This window comes from Paraburkholderia sp. RL17-337-BIB-A (assembly GCF_046025895.1).
Taxonomy (GTDB): domain Bacteria; phylum Pseudomonadota; class Gammaproteobacteria; order Burkholderiales; family Burkholderiaceae; genus Paraburkholderia; species Paraburkholderia fungorum_C.
Window position 1 is genome coordinate 351,031 of the sequence record NZ_JARESY010000001.1, and the last position, 17,476, is coordinate 368,506.

The following is a 17,476-nucleotide window of genomic DNA, read 5'->3' on the forward strand; positions in this document are numbered from 1 at the left end:
GCGCTCAGAAAAACATTCGGGCAAGTTCCACACCCGGCTCTTCCGCGCGCATGAACGCCTCGCCGACGAGGAACGTATGCACGTCCATTGCCCGCAAACGTTCCACATCCACGCGCGACAGAATGCCCGACTCCGTCACGACGATACGGTCGTCCGGAATCGATTCGAGCATGCCGATGGTCGTCTCGATCGACGTTTCGAAGGTGCGCAGATTGCGGTTGTTGATCCCGATCAGCGGCGTCTTCAGCGTAAGCGCTTCCATCAGCTCATTGCGGTCGTGCACTTCGACCAGCACCGCGAGACCCAGCGAATGCGCGAGCGCTTCGAGGTCCTGCATCTGCGAGGTTTCCAAAGCGGCGGCGATCAGCAGGATCGCGTCGGCACCCATCGCGCGGGCTTCGACGATCTGGTACGGATCGACGATGAAGTCTTTGCGCAGCACCGGCAGGTTGCAGGCGGCGCGCGCTTCTTCCAGATACGCAACGCTGCCTTGAAAGAACTGCACGTCGGTGAGGACAGACAAGCAGGCTGCACCGTGCTTTTCATACGAACGCGCGATCTCCGCAGGGACGAAGTTTTCGCGCAGCACGCCTTTCGACGGACTCGCTTTCTTCACTTCGGAAATCACCGCGGCCAGACCCGCCGCGTGTTTCGCGCGCAATGCACCGACGAAATCGCGAATGTCGCGCGACGATGCTTCGAGGCGCAGTTCTTCGAGCGGCGCGCTTTGTTCGGCCGCGCGGACTTCTTCGCGTTTGACCGCGATGATGCGGTCGAGGATGTCGCTCATAAGTGTCTCGCTACGTAGTTACTGCTTGAATTGCTGGGTGAAGCGGATCAGGTCGTCGACCTTCGCGCGCGCTTTGCCGCTCGCGATCGCTTCACGTGCCAACTGAATGCCGTCCGCGATCGACGCCGCCACGTTCGCCGAATAGAGGGCCGCGCCCGCGTTCAGCGTGACGATCTCACGCGCGACGCCCGGCTTGTTGTCGAGCGCTTCGAGCAGCATCAGTCTGGATTCGGCGGCGTCGGCCACTTTCAGCGTGCGGTTCGACACCATCTGCATGCCGAAGTCTTCCGGATGGATCTCGTACTCGTGGATCTGGCCGTCGCGCAGCTCGCCGACTTGCGTGGCCGCGCCGAGCGAGACCTCGTCCATGCCGTCCATACCGTACACCACCAGCACATGCTTGGCACCGAGGCGCTGCATCACGCGCACCTGAATGCCGACCAGATCGCCGTGGAACACGCCCATCAGCTGATTCGGCGCGCCGGCCGGATTGGTCAGCGGCCCGAGAATATTGAAGAGGGTGCGCACGCCGAGTTCGCGGCGCACCGGCGCGATGTTCTTCATTGCCGGATGATGGTTCGGCGCGAACATGAAGCCCATGCCGGTTTCCGCAATCGAGGCCGCCACCTGTTCCGGCTGCAGATCGATATTCACGCCGAGCGCCTCGAGCACGTCCGCGCTGCCCGACTTGCTCGACACGCCGCGGTTGCCGTGCTTCGCGACCTTGGCGCCGGCCGCGGCCGAAACGAACATTGTTGCCGTGGAAATGTTGAAGGTGTGCGAGCCGTCGCCGCCGGTGCCGACGATATCGACGAAATTCGAGTTGTCCTGCACCTCGACGTGCCGGGCAAATTCACGCATCACCGTGGCGGCCGCGGTGATTTCGCCGATGGTCTCTTTTTTGACGCGCAGGCCGGTGATGATCGCCGCCGACATCACCGGCGACAGTTCGCCGCGCATGATGAGCCGCATCAGATGCAGCATTTCGTCGTGGAAAATTTCGCGGTGCTCGATCGTGCGTTGCAGCGCTTCCTGGGGCGTAATCGACATGATTTCGTCTCTCTTCATCAAGCGGTGCGGTGGGCTGTCTTCGACTGCTTCACGAAGTTTTCGAGCAATGCGTGGCCGTGTTCGGACAGGATCGATTCCGGATGGAACTGCACGCCTTCAACCGCCAGTTCCTTGTGACGCACGCCCATGATTTCACCGTCCTCGGTCCATGCGGACACTTCGAGGCAGTCGGGCAGCGATTCGCGTTCGATCGCAAGCGAGTGGTAGCGGGTGACGACGAAATGCTTCGGCAGGTCGGCGAACACGCCTTTGCAGTCGGTTTCGATCGTGCTCACCTTGCCGTGCATGATGGTTTGCGCGCGCACGACGCGGCCGCCGAATGCTTCGCCGATTGCCTGATGGCCGAGGCAGACGCCGAGAATCGGCGTCTTGCCGCTGAATTCGCGTAACACGTCGAGCGTGATGCCGGCATGTTGCGGATTGCTCGGGCCGGGCGACAGACAAATGCGCTCCGGGTTGAGCTTCGCAATCTCGTCCAGCGTGATTTCGTCGTTCCGATAGGTGCGCACGTCTTCGCCGAGTTCGCCGAAGTACTGCACCAGGTTGTAGGTGAACGAGTCGTAGTTGTCGATCATGAGCAGCATGGTGTGTCTCCGGTCAGAAGTCGCTATCGAGGCCGTCTTGAACTTGCTCAGCAGCACGCAGTACCGCGCGCGCCTTGTTCTCGGTCTCTTGCCATTCGGATTCCGGCACCGAATCCGCGACTACACCCGCTGCCGCCTGCACATACAGATTGCCGTTTGCGATCACGCCGGTGCGGATCGTGATGGCAAGATCCATTTCGCCGGTGAACGACAGATAGCCGACAGCGCCGCCGTAGAGGCCGCGCTTGACTGGCTCAAGTTCGTCGATCAGTTCCATTGCGCGGACTTTCGGCGCACCGGACAGCGTGCCGGCCGGGAAAGTGGCGCGCAGCACGTCGAAATTGGTGGTGCCCGGTTTCAGCTTGCCTTCGACGGAACTCACGATGTGCTGCACGTGCGAGTACTTCTCGATCACCATCTTGTCGGTGACGACCACCGAGCCGATCTGGGCGATGCGGCCCACGTCGTTACGCGCGAGGTCAATCAGCATCACGTGTTCGGCGATTTCCTTCGGATCGTTCAGCAATTCGGTGGCGAGTTCCGCGTCGCGTTCCGGCGTGTTGCCGCGCGGCCGCGTGCCGGCGAGCGGCCGGATCGTCACGATGCGATCCTCGCCGCGCTTTTCCTGGCGCACCAGAATTTCCGGCGACGCGCCGACCACGTGGAAGTCGCCGAAGTTGTAGTAATACATATACGGCGACGGATTCAACGAGCGTAGCGCGCGATACAGCGACAGCGGATTGTCGCGGTAAGGCTTGATCAGACGCTGGCCGACCTGCACCTGCATCAACTCGCCAGCGGCGATGTATTCCTTCGCCTTGCGCACGGCGGCCAGATAATCGTCTTTGGCGAACTCGCGATAGGTCTCGGTGCGCACGCTCGCCGATGTGACCGGCGGCTGCACGGTCGTGCGCAAACGCTGGCGCAATTCACGCAGACGCTGCCTGGCTTTTGTGTACGCCTCGGCTTGCGTCGGATCCGCGTACACCACCAGGTAGAGCTTGCCCGCGAGGTTGTCGATCACCGCGACTTCTTCGGTGAGCAGCAACTGGATGTCCGGCAGATTCAGATCGTCTTTCGGCGCGGTGTGAGCGAGCTTTTTCTCGATGTAGCGCACCGCGTCGTAGCCGAAGTAGCCGGCCAAGCCGCCCGCGAAGCGCGGCAGCCCGGGACGCTGCGCCACTTTGAAGCGCCCCTGGAATTGCTGGATGAACTCGAGCGGATCGCCCTCGTGCGTTTCGACGACTTTGCCGTCCCGCACCACTTCCGACACGCCATTGCGGGTGCGCAGCAGCGTGCGCGCCGGCAAGCCGATGAACGAATAGCGGCCGAAGCGTTCGCCGCCCACCACCGATTCCAGCAGGAACGAGTTGGCGCCGTTGCGCTCAGGCTGAGCGAGTTTCAGGTACAGCGAGAGCGGCGTTTCGAGGTCGGCGAGCGCTTCGGCGATCAGCGGAATGCGGTTGAAACCCTCGTTGGCGAGGGACTGGAATTCGAGTTCGGTCATGTTCCGATCCTGTACGTACGTCAGACGGCACAATGCGTCGGACAAAGCGGGGCGCGGCGCGCCCGGTCAGGCGTTCGTTCGACTTTTCGACACGATGATACCGACCGGCGCGAGTTTCCCATCGACGCATGCAAAGGGATTTCAGCGCACAGATGTACTTTGTGGGTACACGTTGGCCGAATCAACCGATGCAGCGAAACTTAAGGTGATGGAAAAAACGCGTGAGCGCAGCGAAGTAAAAAACGGTTGCCGAAGACGAGCTTCAGCGTACCTCAGGCGAGGTTAGCGCGACCAGCGACGCCAGGGCCAGGCTCCCCGGTCGATGCTAATCAGACTCCGTTTTTTATTCAGAAACATGAGGATGAGGGACTTTTCAGGTCGTGGAATGGTGCGCTGCGATAGCCTTGGCGGCATCGAGCAGCGAGGCAACTATACCATCGGATTTTATTTCTTGTATAGGCCGGCCGTGGTTGTAACCGTACGGCAGCGTCAACGTTGCCATGCCCGCCGCGCGGCCTGCCAGCGCATCGTTTTCCGAATCGCCGATAGCGACCGTGGCTTGCGGCGCGACGCCTAGCTGCGCCGCGGCGGTGAGCATCGGCAGCGGATCCGGCTTCTTTTGCGGCAGACTGTCGCCGCCGAGTACGACGCTGAAATATTGGCTGAGCCCGTATTGCTCCAGCAATTCGACCGCGAAACGGTGCGGTTTGTTGGTGACGCAGGCTAGTTTGAGGCCGGCGTCGCGCATGGCGGAGAGGCCGGCTTCGACCTCCGGGTACACCCGCGTGTGCACGCCGTTGATCTTGGCGTACTCCACCTGATAAATGGCGAGCGCTTCATCGAAACGGTCCTGTGCGTGATCTGTTTCGAAGCGCTGAGCCAGCACGCTGCGAATCAGATTCTCCGAGCCTTTGCCGATGTAGCCGATCACTTCCTCGCGCGAGGTTTCCGTCGCGTCGAGTTGCGCAAGCATGCCGTTCAGGCCGGCGGTGAAATCGTCGGCGGTATCGATCATCGTGCCATCCAGGTCGATGATCGCGGCTTGCAGGCGCGAGCCGGTGAAGGTCGGAGCGGGGTATGGATTGTTCATCTTTCGTGGAGGGTCTCGGTGTTCGATCAGTGCTCGATGTTGGCGAGTGCGGCGCGCATCTTGTCGATCACCGCCTTGTGATCCGGCGCGCCGAAGATCGCCGAGCCTGCCACGAACGTGTCCGCGCCAGCCGCTGCGATTTCGGCGATGTTGTCGACCTTCACACCGCCGTCCACCTCGAGATGAATCTCACGGCCGGTTTTTTCCTTGTAGGCGTTGATCCGCTTGCGCGCTTCGCGCAGCTTGACGAGCGCCTCAGGAATGAACGACTGACCGCCGAAGCCCGGATTCACCGACATGATCAGCACCAGATCGACCTTGTCCATCACATAGTCCAGATAGCTCAGCGAGGTGGCCGGGTTGAACACAAGACCGGCCTTGCAACCGTGGTCGCGAATCAGCGACAGCGTCCGGTCGATATGGTCCGAGCCTTCCGGGTGAAAGCTGATCAGATTCGCGCCGGCCTTGGCGAAGTCCGGCACGATGCGGTCGACCGGGCGCACCATCAGGTGCACGTCGATCGGCACGTTCACGTGCGGGCGGATCGCTTCGCAAACGAGCGGGCCGATTGTCAGGTTCGGCACGTAATGGTTGTCCATCACGTCGAAGTGGATCCAGTCGGCGCCGGCGGCGACAACGTTGCGGACTTCTTCGCCGAGGCGCGAGAAATCGGCGGACAGAATGCTGGGAGCGATGCGGAATTGCGTCATGGCGGGGGCGGATGCAAGCGGGAAAACGCTATTTTACCGGTTTGTGCGCTTCTGAACCGCGGTGCGGATGGTTTGAAACCGGCTCCGAAAGCGCGCGCCAAAAGTGACAAAACGCCTTAACGGCCCTTGGCCAAAGGGATTTGTCCGGTTGCGGGCGTGCCGCGCATCAAGCAGAATGCCAAACCATAAGCGCCGCTTCGTCAATGCGCCCGCAAACCATTGGCGTTCGGGGCTTCCCACGATTTTTTACACCCGTTTGACCAGACCGGAATCAGGATGAGCCAGTACGAATTCAGCGTCTCGGCGCAGGTGCAGTATCTGCCCGAAGAGTCTGACCCGGAGCGCCGCCAGTATGCGTTTGCATACACGCTGACTATCCGTAACAGCGGCCAGGTGCCCGCGCAGCTGATTGCGCGTCACTGGGTGATCACCGACAGCGACAACAACGTGCAGGAAGTAAAAGGCCTGGGCGTGGTCGGGCATCAACCGTTGCTCAAACCGGGCGAGCACTTCGAATATACGAGTTGGGCCGTGATCGCCACGCCCGTTGGCACCATGCGCGGCGACTATTTCTGCGTGGCGGAGGACGGCGAGCGCTTCGACGCACCCGTGCCCGAATTCATGCTACGCATGCCGCGTACTTTGCATTGAACCGAGGGCGCGGCTCGCGGTCTTTAAAAAGCCTTACGGCGCAGCTTCACTGAGATTTCTGCTGCTTTTGCGGTTCATTGCTGGCGGCGCGCGCGGCCTTTTTCTTGCCGGACGACGTCCATACAACGATAAAGACGAGCAGGAAGAGCGCGAGGAGCGATTCCAGCGCGAAGATGAGCATTGGGTATTCGTCGAACAGATCAGACATGGCGGTTTCCATCAAGAACGAACATTGTATGCGGTTTGTCCGCACGGCCGGAGCATGGCTCGGGGCGCTTTCGGTCGCAGTGCTGCTGGCTTCCTGCGGTGGCGGCAGCGCGGTCCGGCCTTCGGTTTCGCCGCCCACGGGTGCCGCGATCATACCTGGGCAGATGGCCGCGACGCGGCTCACAGCGGTAGCCTGGCAGCAGGTGCCAGGGTGGCAGGACGATTCGCTGATCGGCGCAACGGCTGCGTTGCGGCAAAACTGCCTGAGGCTTGCGCGTCAACCGAACTGGGCCCGTGCATGCGCGGCGGCTTCGCAGATCGACGATCTGGACGTGACCAGCGCGCGGGCGTTTTTTGAGGCGTACTTCACGCCTTTTCAGTTAGCCAATAACGACGGCACGCTCGACGGTCTCGTCACCGGCTACTACGAGCCATTGCTGCGCGGTTCGCGCACACGACATGGCGTGTACCAGACGGCGTTGTACCGCTGGCCATCCGGTTATCGCGCGGGTGCTCCGCTGCCGGCGCGTGCGCAACTCGAGCGCGAGGGTGTGCTCAACGGCAATGAACTCGTGTGGGTCGACGATCCGATCGAAGCCTTCTTCCTGCAAGTGCAGGGGTCCGGACGCATCGTGATGGAAGACGGCAGCGTGATGCGGCTCGGCTTTGGCGGTACCAACAACCAGCCGTACAAGTCGATCGGACGGTGGCTGCTCGATCGCGGCGAACTGACACCGGCGCAAGCGACCATGCAGGGCATCAAGGCATGGGCGCGTGCGAACCCAACGCGGGTCGACGGGCTGCTCGATACCAATCCGCGCTTTGTGTTCTTCCGCGAGATGCCGTCCGGCGAGAATGCGCCGAGCGGCGGGGCGGACGGTCCGATCGGTGCGTTGGGCGTGCCGTTGACGCCGGAGCGGTCGATCGCGGTCGATCCGACTTCGATTCCGTTGGGTACACCGGTGTTTTTGCAGACCACGCGTCCGTTGACGAACTCGCCGATGAACCGCCTCGTCTTTGCACAGGACACGGGTTCGGCCATCAAGGGCGGCGTGCGCGCCGACTACTTCTGGGGTCTCGGCGACGACGCTGGCGATCTGGCCGGCAAGATGAAGCAGGGCGGCCGGATGTGGTTGTTGCTGCCGAATTCGTGAGGGTTCAGGTGACGGCGCGGTGGCGGGTTTCTTTGTGGCGAGCCGAACGCTGCTGCGTGGCTGATTTACCTGGCATGTGGCGTCTGTCAGCGGCTCAACCGTTGCTGGAAGCCCGTCGCTGATTTTTCGCCGTAGCAGCCTACGCGACGAGCCCGATCGAACAGCGCCAGATACGGGCTTTGCCGCTGGAGTTGGTGCTCTCGGCTTTCGCTAGTCCACGATCGTTTTGCTTTGACCGCTGCATGGTTATTTGCCGTTTTGGGGCCGCGCCAGTTGATAACGGGGCTGACGCCGGTCAGCGCCGTTATCAGGCATCCACGCTTCGCTTAGAGCCCGGACTTTCGCTTGTCCACCACTCGCCGTGCTTTGCCTACCGAACGCTCGATACCGTTCACTCCCAGCACATTCACGATCGCGCTTACACCGATCAGCGCCTTGATGTCATAGGTCAACGCCTGTTTCGCCGTAGTGAGCGCGGCAGTATCCGGTGCTGATTCCGGGCAGGGCTCAACGTTCAACGTCAGTACGTCGAGCGGGCCTTCCTTGGTTAGCACGATCTGATAGTGAGGCGCGAGGGCGTGCTGCTTGAGCAGCAGTTCTTCGATCTGCGTCGGGAATACGTTGACGCCGCGCACGATCATCATGTCGTCTGAACGGCCCGTGATCTTTTCCATCCGACGCATGGTGCGCGCGCTGCCCGGCAAGAGACGCGTCAGATCGCGCGTCCGGTAGCGGACGATCGGCAGCGCTTCCTTCGTCAGCGACGTGAATACCAGCTCCCCTAGCTCGCCGTCCGGCAGCACTTCGCCGGTTTCGGGGTCGATGATCTCGGGATAGAAATGGTCTTCCCAGATAGTCGGGCCATCTTTGGTCTCGACGCATTCCGAAGCGACGCCAGGTCCCATCACTTCAGACAGACCATAGATGTCGACAGCGTCGATGCCCATGCGCTTTTCGATCGCCTGACGCATGTCGTTGGTCCACGGTTCCGCACCGAAAATGCCGATGCGCAGCGAGCAATTCGCCGGCTCGATGCCCTGCCGTTCGAGCTCGTCGGCGATCGACAACATATAGCTCGGCGTCACCATGATGATGTCGGGCCGAAAGTCCTGAATCAGTTGTACCTGTTTTTCGGTCTGACCACCGCCGAACGGGATCACCGTCAGCCCCGCGCGCTCGGCGCCGTAGTGTGCGCCCAGGCCGCCTGTGAACAGACCATAGCCGTAGCTCACGTGCACCTTGTCGCCGCGCCTCGCACCCGCGGCACGGATCGAACGTGCGACGAGATTTGCCCACGTATCGATATCGCGCGCCGTGTAGCCGACGACCGTCGGCTTACCCGTCGTCCCGGACGACGCGTGAATTCGCGAGACCTGCTCTTGCGGCACCGCAAACATGCCGAACGGGTAGCTGTCGCGCAGATCCTTCTTGGTGGTGAAGGGGAAGCGCGCCAGGTCCGCGAGGGTCTTCACTTCGCTCGGGTGGACGCCGGCTTCATCGAATTTGCGCCGATAGACCGGCGAATTCTCGTAAGCATGGTTCAGCGACCATTTGAGCCGTTCGAGTTGGAGCGCGGCGAGTTCGTCGCGGCTGGCTGTCTCGATGGGATCGAGCGGGAGGGCGGTGGTCATCGAATGTCTCCTTGCTGCCTCAATGCTTGGGTCGGGGGTGCGGTGCGCTTGCGCGCAAGAACCGGGGACTCGTTGCTATCTATGAATGCGCTGCCAATGTGTCGCGGACGCGCCGCGATTCTGCTGCGAATTTGGCGCGACTCCACTGTTCAATCTGTTGTTCGATCACCCGTGGGAATCAGGTTGCCTTTGATCTGCGCAGATTTGCCGCGAAACATCGCCACGGTCTCCTCTGCTCGATTCATGACGCGAATATCGTAGATGCCCGTGCGGCCGCTCAGCGTTTGCTCGACCGCTTCGGCCGTCAACATATCGCCGCCGTGTACTGGCCGCAGGAACTCGATCGAACAGCCGGCTGCGACTGTGTTGATGTTGTATGTGTTGCAGGCGAAAGCGAACGTCGAATCAGCGAGTGTGAAAATCAGGCCGCCATGGCAAATCTGATGACCGTTCAGAAAGTCGTCACGAACGGCCATACGCAGGCGTGCGTACCCTGGACGTACTTCTACAATCTCGAGCCCGAGCGCCCGACTGCACGCGTCGTTTTCGTACATGGCGGCCGCGGTTGCGCGAGCGAGTTCGTCCGGTGTCATTTGGGCGGGATGGTTCGATTGCGTCGACATGTCAGCGACCCTCGAAGCGCGGCGCGCGTTTTTCCACGAACGCTTGCACGCCTTCCACGTAATCGTGGGAGGCGCCGAGTTCGCGTTGCAGATCGCGTTCGAGATCGAGCTGGTGATCCAAGGTTTGCGTCACACCCGCTCGCATCGCCTGCTTGATCATGGCGATGGCGCGCGTGGGTTGCTGCGCCAGTTGTGCCGCGAGTTTGCTTGCCGTGGCGGCCAGCTCGGTGTCGTCAACCGTTTGCCAGATCAGCCCCCAGCTTTCGGCTTTCTCCGCACTCAGTTTGTCGCCGGTGATGGCGAGACCCAAGGCGCGCGCCATGCCGACGCGTTGCGGCAGGAACCAGGTACCGCCCGAATCCGGTACGAGACCGATCTTCACGAATGCCTGGATGAAGCTGGCCGAACGAGCGGCAAGCACGAGATCGCAAGCCAGCGCGAGATTGGCGCCGGCGCCGGCGGCCGTGCCGTTGACTGCGGCAATCACGGGCAATGGCAGCGCTTGCAGGCGGCGAATCAGTGGATTGAAATGCGTGTCGATCAGTTCGCCCAGATCTGTCATCGCGCCCGGCGTGAAGTCGAGATCGGCGAGATCCTGTCCCGCGCAGAAGCCGCGGCCCGCACCGGTTAGCACGAGCGCGCGGGCGCCGGATGCTTCGACCTCGCCAAGCGCGGCGCTCAATTCTTCGTGCATAGCGCGCGTAAAGCTGTTCAGCTTGTCCGGGCGGTTCAGCGTGATGGTCGCTACGCGGCTCGGTGTATCGATGTCGACGCGGATCGATTCATATGACATTGGGTGTCTCCTCAAAGTCTCTTTCACCGTCGAGACGGTGGGCGAAGCGGTGTTGATGTCAGAGCCGCTCGATTACCAGCGCAATGCCTTGACCCACGCCAATACACATCGTGCAAAGCGCAAAGCGGCCGTTGGTCCGTTCCAGCTGATAAAGCGCCGTGGTGATCAAACGCGCGCCCGATGCGCCGAGCGGATGGCCGAGCGCAATCGCTCCGCCATTCGGATTCACACGCGGGTCGTCGTCGCGCAGACCGAGTGTGCGCAGGACGGCAAGCCCCTGCGAGGCGAAGGCTTCGTTCAACTCGATCACGTCGAATTGGTCGAGTGTCATGTTCAATTGCTTCAACAGCTTTTGCGTGGCCGGCGCCGGGCCGATACCCATGATGCGCGGTTCCACGCCCGCCGTTGCCATGCCTACCACACGTGCGCGGCGACGCAATCCATATTGATCGGCAGCGGCCTGATTCGCGAGCAGCAGTGCGCACGCGCCGTCGTTCACGCCCGACGCATTGCCGGCGGTCACGCTGCCGTCGGGGCGGACCACGCCCTTGAGCTTGCCGAGACTTTCGAGCGACGTTTCGCGCGGATGCTCGTCGAGCGTCACGTGGACCGGGTCGCCTTTCTTCTGCGCAATTTCAACGCCGACGATTTCCTGAGCCAACGTGCCGTCGCGCTGCGCGCGCGCTGCTTTTTGCTGGCTCGACAGCGCAAACGCGTCCTGATCCGCGCGGCTTATGCCGAACTCGACGGCGACATTTTCCGCGGTCTCCGGCATCGAATCGACGCCATATTGGTGTTTCATTAACGGATTGATAAAGCGCCAGCCGATGGTCGTGTCGTAAATGTCGGCCTGCCGCGAAAACGCGCTGGGGGCCTTGCCCATCACGAACGGCGCGCGCGTCATGCTTTCGACGCCGCCGGCGATCATCAACCGCGCTTCGCCAGCCTTGATGGCGCGAGCAGCAGTGCCGACCGCGTCCATGCCGGAACCGCACAGCCGGTTGATGGTTGCGCCGGGCGCATCCGTCGGTAAGCCGGCTAACAACGCGGACATACGGGCGACGTTGCGATTGTCTTCACCGGCCTGATTGGCGCAGCCATAGATCACGTCGTCGAGAGCCCGCCAGTCGACGCCAGGGTTGCGGTCGATCAGCGCCCTGATCGGTACAGCGCCGAGGTCGTCGGCGCGGACATCCTTCAGGGCGCCGCCGTAGCGGCCGATTGGGGTGCGAATCGCGTCGCAAATAAAGGCGTCGTTCATGTGGGTTCCTGCTGGGATGGGCCGGCGGGACATGCCGAACCGATGTCTCATGTTAGTTGGGGCGCACGGCTCGGTCCATTCGGCCAAAAGGCATAGGACGAAAGCCGTGCCTTTGTCTTATGCCATTCAGCCAGCTACCGCCGGCGCCGCTTTCGGTTCAACATGAACGCGACTTTGAACGACGCGGAAGCGGTTCGCGACAAAGGCCGCGTCGGCCAGCGCGGCATTTGCTGCCGGGTTTGCTCCCGTGCCGTGGAAGTCAGAGAAGGCCGCCGACTGATTGACGAAAACGCCGCCCGTCAAGTTGATCGAGAGTGCTACGCCACCGCGGATCGATGCTTCGTGCGCCTCTTCGAGCACGGCTTCATCCGTGCTGTAAACAGACAGCGTCAGCGCGCCGTGCTCGGCGGCGATTGCGCCAGAAAGGTCGAGCGACTGCGCTGTCGAGTCCGTTGCGATCACGAACGAGATCGGGCCGAACCATTCTTTGGTGAATTGGGCGTGGTCGTTAGCAGCATCTAGTTGGAGCACGAGCGGTGTGCGCACGCGTGCGCCGGCAAAGGCCGGATGTTCCAGCGTTTGGCTTTCCGCCAGAACGCGGCCAAGCTTGGCCGCCTCGTCGATGCGTTGAGTTATGCCTTCGTTCTGGATCGCGCCGAGCAGCTCGACGGCGCGCGCTGGGTCAGCAACCAGTTTTTGCACTGCGCTGGCGATAGCTTGAGCGACCTCGTCGAAACTGAGCGTGCCTTCAGCGGTGCGGATACCGCCGCGCGGTACGTAGATGTTCTGCGGCGCGGTGCACATCTGGCCCGAGTACAGCGCGAGTGAGAAGGCGATATTGCGAGCGGCGGCCTTGATGTCGTCCACCGAGTCGATCACGATCTGGTTGACGCCGGCTTTTTCAGTGTAGACCTGAGCCTGATGCGCGTTGCGCTCGAGCCAGGTGCCGTTTTGTGTGCTGCCCGTGAAGTCGATCAATTTGATTTCCGGGCGCAGTGCCAGATCCTGTACGAGCGGACCGTCGTTCGGGTTGGTTGCGAGCAGCGTAACGATGTTCGGATCGAAACCGGCCTCGCGCAATACGTCACGCGCGATTCGGACGGTCAGCGCGAGCGGCAGAATTGCGCCCGGATGCGGCTTGACGATGACCGTGTTGCCTGTTGCCAGATCAGCGAAGAGGCCCGGATAGCCGTTCCACGTCGGGAAGGTGCAGCAGCCGAGCACGAGGCCGGTTCCGCGCGGCACGACGGTGTAGCGCTTTTGCATTGCGAGCGGCGGATTTTTGCCTTGCGGCTTTTCCCAATGGGCATCGGCGGGAATACGGCGCAGTTGGTCCCATGCATACACGACCGCTTCGAGCGCGCGGTCTTGCGCATGTGGGCCGCCGGCCTGGAAGGCCATCATGAATGCCTGACCGGTCGTGTGCATGACGCTATAGCCGATTTCGAAGCTGGCGCGATTCACGCGCGTGAGGATTTCGAGGCATACGCCGATCCACGCTTGCGGGCCAGCCGCGCGCCAGTTGCGCTGTGCGGCGGCCGCCGCGGAGATCAGTGTGTCAGGATCGGCCTTTGGATAGCGCACGCCGAGCGGGAACCCGAATGGCGAGACTTCAGCGCCGACGGTTTCTCCGGTCGCCGGCTGGTCCAGTTCGAACGTCTTGTTCAGATGCGCTTTGAATGCGGCTTCGCCGTCCGCGCTAGCTGTTTCCCCGTACACTTTCGGACTGGGCATCTCGACGAACGGACTCCAGTAGCCGCGCGTTTCAACCGCGGTGAGTGCCTTTTGCAGCGTGTCTTCGTGCTTGGTGAATAGCGGATGTGTCATGGCAGAGGGGCTTGGCGATACGTTGGGGAAAGCCTGTCGAATAATTGACCGACCGGTTGGTTGGTGAATGGTAGCATTATTAAGACGGCCGCGCGAAGCGTTTTCGCGTGGCATTAACCATTAGGAGGCGGCATGGTTTACGAGAACATTCTGGTTGAGACGCGGGGGCGGGTCGGTTTGGTCACGTTGAATCGCCCGAAAGCATTGAACGCGTTGAACGACGCATTGATGGACGAACTGGGTGCAGCGCTGCGCGAGTTCGATGCCGACGACGCAATCGGCGCGATCGTCGTGACGGGCAGTGAGAAGGCCTTTGCCGCCGGGGCCGACATCGGAATGATGGCGTCCTATACCTATATGGACGTCTATAAAGGTGACTACATCACTCGCAACTGGGAAACGGTGCGCTCCATCCGCAAGCCGATCATTGCCGCAGTAGCGGGCTTCGCGCTTGGCGGCGGTTGCGAGTTGGCGATGATGTGCGACATTATTTTCGCCGCCGACACTGCGAAGTTCGGCCAGCCGGAAATCAAGCTTGGCATCATGCCGGGCGCAGGCGGTACGCAGCGACTGCCGCGTGCCGTCTCAAAGGCGAAAGCAATGGATCTCTGTCTGACCGCCCGTTTCATGGACGCAGCCGAGGCAGAGCGCGCTGGATTGGTCTCGCGGGTGATTCCCGCTGCTTCCCTCCTTGACGAGGCGATGGCTGCGGCCGCGACCATCGCTGAATTCCCGTTGCCGGCGGTGATGATGGTCAAGGAATCGGTCAACCGTGCATACGAAACGACGTTGGCGGAAGGCGTGCATTTCGAGCGCCGCCTGTTCCATTCGCTGTTCGCTACGGAGGATCAGAAGGAGGGGATGGCCGCGTTCGTTGAGAAGCGCAAACCGGTTTTCACGCATCGTTAATGTGCTTGTCAAAATAACGCTTGCAAGGCGCGGTTCGGCTCGCTAGAATCTCGCTCTTTCGTGCTTCGGACAACGGGGCACGGGAGGCGGGAGAGCCAGCAGTGGCAAGGCTTTCAGCGAAGTGGGCGGGTTGGGAAAGTTAGAAAAACCTGTTGACGGCGTAGCGAAAGTTCTTCATAATCTCGTTTCTCTGCTGCTGATGCAGCGACGCAGAACGAAGCGGTACCGGGTGGTTGTGGTGTTGAAGCTTGATACCAGCAGCGCGCGGTGCGGTTCCGGTAGTGAATGCGGACTCGATCTTTAAAAATTAACAGCCGATAAGTGTGGGCGCTTGATGCGCGACGCGCAGTGAACTCTTCGGGGTTTGCTGGAAGCGAAAGTATCAAGTCTCACACAGTAATGAAAGGAAGGTTTTCCTGCTGGGGTGGAAACACGCTGGCAGGAGGATCATTCGTCAGTACGTTGAGTGAGCGACCGGTTCGTAACAGAACCGAAAAACAGTAACAGGTTTGAACTGAAGAGTTTGATCCTGGCTCAGATTGAACGCTGGCGGCATGCCTTACACATGCAAGTCGAACGGCAGCACGGGGGCAACCCTGGTGGCGAGTGGCGAACGGGTGAGTAATACATCGGAACGTGTCCTGTAGTGGGGGATAGCCCGGCGAAAGCCGGATTAATACCGCATACGCTCTACGGAGGAAAGGGGGGGATCGCAAGACCTCCCGCTACAGGGGCGGCCGATGGCAGATTAGCTAGTTGGTGGGGTAAAGGCCTACCAAGGCGACGATCTGTAGCTGGTCTGAGAGGACGACCAGCCACACTGGGACTGAGACACGGCCCAGACTCCTACGGGAGGCAGCAGTGGGGAATTTTGGACAATGGGCGCAAGCCTGATCCAGCAATGCCGCGTGTGTGAAGAAGGCCTTCGGGTTGTAAAGCACTTTTGTCCGGAAAGAAAACCTCTGGGTTAATACCCCGGGGGGATGACGGTACCGGAAGAATAAGCACCGGCTAACTACGTGCCAGCAGCCGCGGTAATACGTAGGGTGCAAGCGTTAATCGGAATTACTGGGCGTAAAGCGTGCGCAGGCGGTCCGCTAAGACAGATGTGAAATCCCCGGGCTTAACCTGGGAACTGCATTTGTGACTGGCGGGCTAGAGTATGGCAGAGGGGGGTAGAATTCCACGTGTAGCAGTGAAATGCGTAGAGATGTGGAGGAATACCGATGGCGAAGGCAGCCCCCTGGGCCAATACTGACGCTCATGCACGAAAGCGTGGGGAGCAAACAGGATTAGATACCCTGGTAGTCCACGCCCTAAACGATGTCAACTAGTTGTCGGGTCTTCATTGACTTGGTAACGTAGCTAACGCGTGAAGTTGACCGCCTGGGGAGTACGGTCGCAAGATTAAAACTCAAAGGAATTGACGGGGACCCGCACAAGCGGTGGATGATGTGGATTAATTCGATGCAACGCGAAAAACCTTACCTACCCTTGACATGTATGGAATCCTGCTGAGAGGTGGGAGTGCCCGAAAGGGAGCCATAACACAGGTGCTGCATGGCTGTCGTCAGCTCGTGTCGTGAGATGTTGGGTTAAGTCCCGCAACGAGCGCAACCCTTGTCCCTAGTTGCTACGCAAGAGCACTCTAGGGAGACTGCCGGTGACAAACCGGAGGAAGGTGGGGATGACGTCAAGTCCTCATGGCCCTTATGGGTAGGGCTTCACACGTCATACAATGGTCGGAACAGAGGGTCGCCAACCCGCGAGGGGGAGCCAATCCCAGAAAACCGATCGTAGTCCGGATCGCACTCTGCAACTCGAGTGCGTGAAGCTGGAATCGCTAGTAATCGCGGATCAGCATGCCGCGGTGAATACGTTCCCGGGTCTTGTACACACCGCCCGTCACACCATGGGAGTGGGTTTTACCAGAAGTGGCTAGTCTAACCGCAAGGAGGACGGTCACCACGGTAGGATTCATGACTGGGGTGAAGTCGTAACAAGGTAGCCGTATCGGAAGGTGCGGCTGGATCACCTCCTTTCTCGAGCTAACGTGTCAATGCGTTGAGCGCTCACGCTTATCGGCTGTGAAAAAGACAGACTCAGGGGTCTGTAGCTCAGTTGGTTAGAGCACCGTCTTGATAAGGCGGGGGTCGATGGTTCGAATCCATCCAGACCCACCACTGTTTCTGCGGTGGCTGCGCTAATGACTGAAACCCCTGGGGCATCAATACAGATAGCAATATCTGTGTGTGACTGGGGGATTAGCTCAGCTGGGAGAGCACCTGCTTTGCAAGCAGGGGGTCGTCGGTTCGATCCCGTCATCCTCCACCAATCTTCAATGCCGGTTTTACTGCGGCGGACCTTGCAAGAGGTTTGCGGTGTAGTGAAACAGGCATTGGCGATTGAGCCAGTCAGAGTGATAGGTGGTCATAGCGACCATCATATCGGCTGTCGTTCTTTAACAATCAGGAAGAAGTAGTAAAGAGATTCACGAAAGATCACTTAGAGATGGGTGGTTGAGTAGGTGAATCAGGGTTGTGATTGTATCAATGTATGAAAAGGTAATCGAAAGATTGCCTTGGAATACGGCGCAACACGAATACTCAACCTGTAGCGATTGTGGCGAGGCATGGATCTTCGGATCGGTGTTGAGACACACCCGTTA

General features: G+C 60.6%; 15 protein-coding genes, 2 tRNA genes and 1 rRNA gene. 6 read left to right on the forward strand and 12 right to left on the reverse strand.

Annotated features, from left to right (window positions below; translation table 11 throughout):
- Positions 1-4 precede the first annotated feature (4 nt).
- The 6 genes from trpC to rpe all read right to left on the reverse strand — a co-directional run bounded on the left by trpC (position 5) and on the right by rpe (position 5,752).
- Positions 5-790, reverse strand: a complete 786-nt coding sequence (gene trpC, locus P0D84_RS01700) for an indole-3-glycerol phosphate synthase TrpC (protein ID WP_408331902.1) — start codon at positions 788-790, stop codon at positions 5-7.
- Between the two features lie 18 nt (positions 791-808).
- Positions 809-1,840, reverse strand: a complete 1,032-nt coding sequence (gene trpD, locus P0D84_RS01705; RefSeq protein ID WP_408331904.1) for an anthranilate phosphoribosyltransferase — start codon at positions 1,838-1,840, stop codon at positions 809-811.
- A 17-nt stretch (positions 1,841-1,857) separates the two neighbouring features.
- Positions 1,858-2,445: an aminodeoxychorismate/anthranilate synthase component II gene (locus P0D84_RS01710; protein WP_169487624.1), complete on the reverse strand. Its 588-nt coding sequence runs from the start codon at positions 2,443-2,445 to the stop codon at positions 1,858-1,860.
- A 13-nt stretch (positions 2,446-2,458) separates the two neighbouring features.
- Positions 2,459-3,952 (reverse strand): anthranilate synthase component I, encoded by a 1,494-nt coding sequence (gene trpE / locus P0D84_RS01715; RefSeq protein ID WP_408331907.1) that lies wholly within the window; start codon positions 3,950-3,952, stop codon positions 2,459-2,461.
- Positions 3,953-4,325: 373 nt separating this feature from the next.
- A complete protein-coding gene (locus P0D84_RS01720) occupies positions 4,326-5,042 on the reverse strand; it encodes a phosphoglycolate phosphatase (RefSeq protein ID WP_408331909.1) in 717 nt (238 codons plus the stop codon).
- Positions 5,043-5,068: 26 nt separating this feature from the next.
- On the reverse strand, positions 5,069-5,752 hold the full coding sequence (gene rpe, locus P0D84_RS01725; protein ID WP_408331911.1) for a ribulose-phosphate 3-epimerase: 684 nt from the start codon (positions 5,750-5,752) through the stop codon (positions 5,069-5,071).
- A gap of 276 nt (positions 5,753-6,028) precedes the next feature.
- Between rpe and apaG the strand changes: the two genes are divergently transcribed.
- A complete protein-coding gene (gene apaG, locus P0D84_RS01730) occupies positions 6,029-6,403 on the forward strand; it encodes a Co2+/Mg2+ efflux facilitator ApaG/CorD (RefSeq protein ID WP_408331913.1) in 375 nt (124 codons plus the stop codon).
- Positions 6,404-6,449: 46 nt separating this feature from the next.
- Here apaG and P0D84_RS01735 read toward each other — a convergent pair whose 3' ends face one another.
- The gene (locus P0D84_RS01735; RefSeq protein ID WP_408331915.1) at positions 6,450-6,611 is read right to left on the reverse strand and encodes a hypothetical protein; all 162 of its coding nucleotides are present in this window, start codon (positions 6,609-6,611) and stop codon (positions 6,450-6,452) included.
- Positions 6,612-6,639: 28 nt separating this feature from the next.
- Here P0D84_RS01735 and mltA point away from each other — a divergent pair, with 28 nt between their 5' ends.
- Positions 6,640-7,764, forward strand: coding sequence for a murein transglycosylase A (gene mltA / locus P0D84_RS01740; protein WP_408331917.1), 1,125 nt, complete (start codon positions 6,640-6,642; stop codon positions 7,762-7,764).
- A 326-nt stretch (positions 7,765-8,090) separates the two neighbouring features.
- Here the strand turns inward: mltA and paaK are convergent, their stop codons facing one another.
- The 5 genes from paaK to paaN all read right to left on the reverse strand — a co-directional run bounded on the left by paaK (position 8,091) and on the right by paaN (position 13,899).
- The gene (gene paaK / locus P0D84_RS01745) at positions 8,091-9,395 is read right to left on the reverse strand and encodes a phenylacetate--CoA ligase PaaK (RefSeq protein WP_408331919.1); all 1,305 of its coding nucleotides are present in this window, start codon (positions 9,393-9,395) and stop codon (positions 8,091-8,093) included.
- A gap of 149 nt (positions 9,396-9,544) precedes the next feature.
- The gene (paaI, locus tag P0D84_RS01750) at positions 9,545-10,018 is read right to left on the reverse strand and encodes a hydroxyphenylacetyl-CoA thioesterase PaaI (RefSeq protein ID WP_408331921.1); all 474 of its coding nucleotides are present in this window, start codon (positions 10,016-10,018) and stop codon (positions 9,545-9,547) included.
- Between the two features lies 1 nt (position 10,019).
- On the reverse strand, positions 10,020-10,811 hold the full coding sequence (gene paaG / locus P0D84_RS01755) for a 2-(1,2-epoxy-1,2-dihydrophenyl)acetyl-CoA isomerase PaaG (RefSeq protein WP_408331923.1): 792 nt from the start codon (positions 10,809-10,811) through the stop codon (positions 10,020-10,022).
- A gap of 58 nt (positions 10,812-10,869) precedes the next feature.
- A complete protein-coding gene (gene pcaF / locus P0D84_RS01760) occupies positions 10,870-12,072 on the reverse strand; it encodes a 3-oxoadipyl-CoA thiolase (protein WP_408331925.1) in 1,203 nt (400 codons plus the stop codon).
- Positions 12,073-12,198: 126 nt separating this feature from the next.
- Positions 12,199-13,899, reverse strand: a complete 1,701-nt coding sequence (gene paaN / locus P0D84_RS01765; protein ID WP_408331927.1) for a phenylacetic acid degradation protein PaaN — start codon at positions 13,897-13,899, stop codon at positions 12,199-12,201.
- A 132-nt stretch (positions 13,900-14,031) separates the two neighbouring features.
- Between paaN and P0D84_RS01770 the strand changes: the two genes are divergently transcribed.
- The 4 genes from P0D84_RS01770 to P0D84_RS01785 all read left to right on the forward strand — a co-directional run bounded on the left by P0D84_RS01770 (position 14,032) and on the right by P0D84_RS01785 (position 17,142).
- Positions 14,032-14,808 carry an enoyl-CoA hydratase gene (locus P0D84_RS01770; protein WP_408331929.1) on the forward strand — a complete coding sequence of 259 codons (777 nt, stop codon included), beginning with the start codon at positions 14,032-14,034 and terminating at the stop codon, positions 14,806-14,808.
- Between the two features lie 511 nt (positions 14,809-15,319).
- Positions 15,320-16,850, forward strand: a 16S ribosomal RNA gene (locus P0D84_RS01775).
- 64 nt (positions 16,851-16,914) lie between these two features.
- A tRNA-Ile gene (locus P0D84_RS01780) sits at positions 16,915-16,991 on the forward strand.
- Positions 16,992-17,066: 75 nt separating this feature from the next.
- Positions 17,067-17,142: transfer RNA gene (locus P0D84_RS01785), tRNA-Ala, on the forward strand.
- The last annotated feature ends 334 nt before the right edge of the window (positions 17,143-17,476 follow it).

Bases quoted from the DNA above. Each gene is read 5' to 3' on its own strand.
- trpC (WP_408331902.1), bottom strand. From the start codon at position 790: ATGAGCGACATCCTCGACCGCATCATCGCGGTCAAACGCGAAGAAGTC.
- trpD (WP_408331904.1), bottom strand. From the start codon at position 1,840: ATGTCGATTACGCCCCAGGAAGCGCTGCAACGCACGATCGAGCACCGC.
- P0D84_RS01710 (WP_169487624.1), bottom strand. From the start codon at position 2,445: ATGCTGCTCATGATCGACAACTACGACTCGTTCACCTACAACCTGGTG.
- trpE (WP_408331907.1), bottom strand. From the start codon at position 3,952: ATGACCGAACTCGAATTCCAGTCCCTCGCCAACGAGGGTTTCAACCGC.
- P0D84_RS01720 (WP_408331909.1), bottom strand. From the start codon at position 5,042: ATGAACAATCCATACCCCGCTCCGACCTTCACCGGCTCGCGCCTGCAA.
- rpe (WP_408331911.1), bottom strand. From the start codon at position 5,752: ATGACGCAATTCCGCATCGCTCCCAGCATTCTGTCCGCCGATTTCTCG.
- apaG (WP_408331913.1), top strand. From the start codon at position 6,029: ATGAGCCAGTACGAATTCAGCGTCTCGGCGCAGGTGCAGTATCTGCCC.
- P0D84_RS01735 (WP_408331915.1), bottom strand. From the start codon at position 6,611: ATGTCTGATCTGTTCGACGAATACCCAATGCTCATCTTCGCGCTGGAA.
- mltA (WP_408331917.1), top strand. From the start codon at position 6,640: ATGCGGTTTGTCCGCACGGCCGGAGCATGGCTCGGGGCGCTTTCGGTC.
- paaK (WP_408331919.1), bottom strand. From the start codon at position 9,395: ATGACCACCGCCCTCCCGCTCGATCCCATCGAGACAGCCAGCCGCGAC.
- paaI (WP_408331921.1), bottom strand. From the start codon at position 10,018: ATGTCGACGCAATCGAACCATCCCGCCCAAATGACACCGGACGAACTC.
- paaG (WP_408331923.1), bottom strand. From the start codon at position 10,811: ATGTCATATGAATCGATCCGCGTCGACATCGATACACCGAGCCGCGTA.
- pcaF (WP_408331925.1), bottom strand. From the start codon at position 12,072: ATGAACGACGCCTTTATTTGCGACGCGATTCGCACCCCAATCGGCCGC.
- paaN (WP_408331927.1), bottom strand. From the start codon at position 13,899: ATGACACATCCGCTATTCACCAAGCACGAAGACACGCTGCAAAAGGCA.
- P0D84_RS01770 (WP_408331929.1), top strand. From the start codon at position 14,032: ATGGTTTACGAGAACATTCTGGTTGAGACGCGGGGGCGGGTCGGTTTG.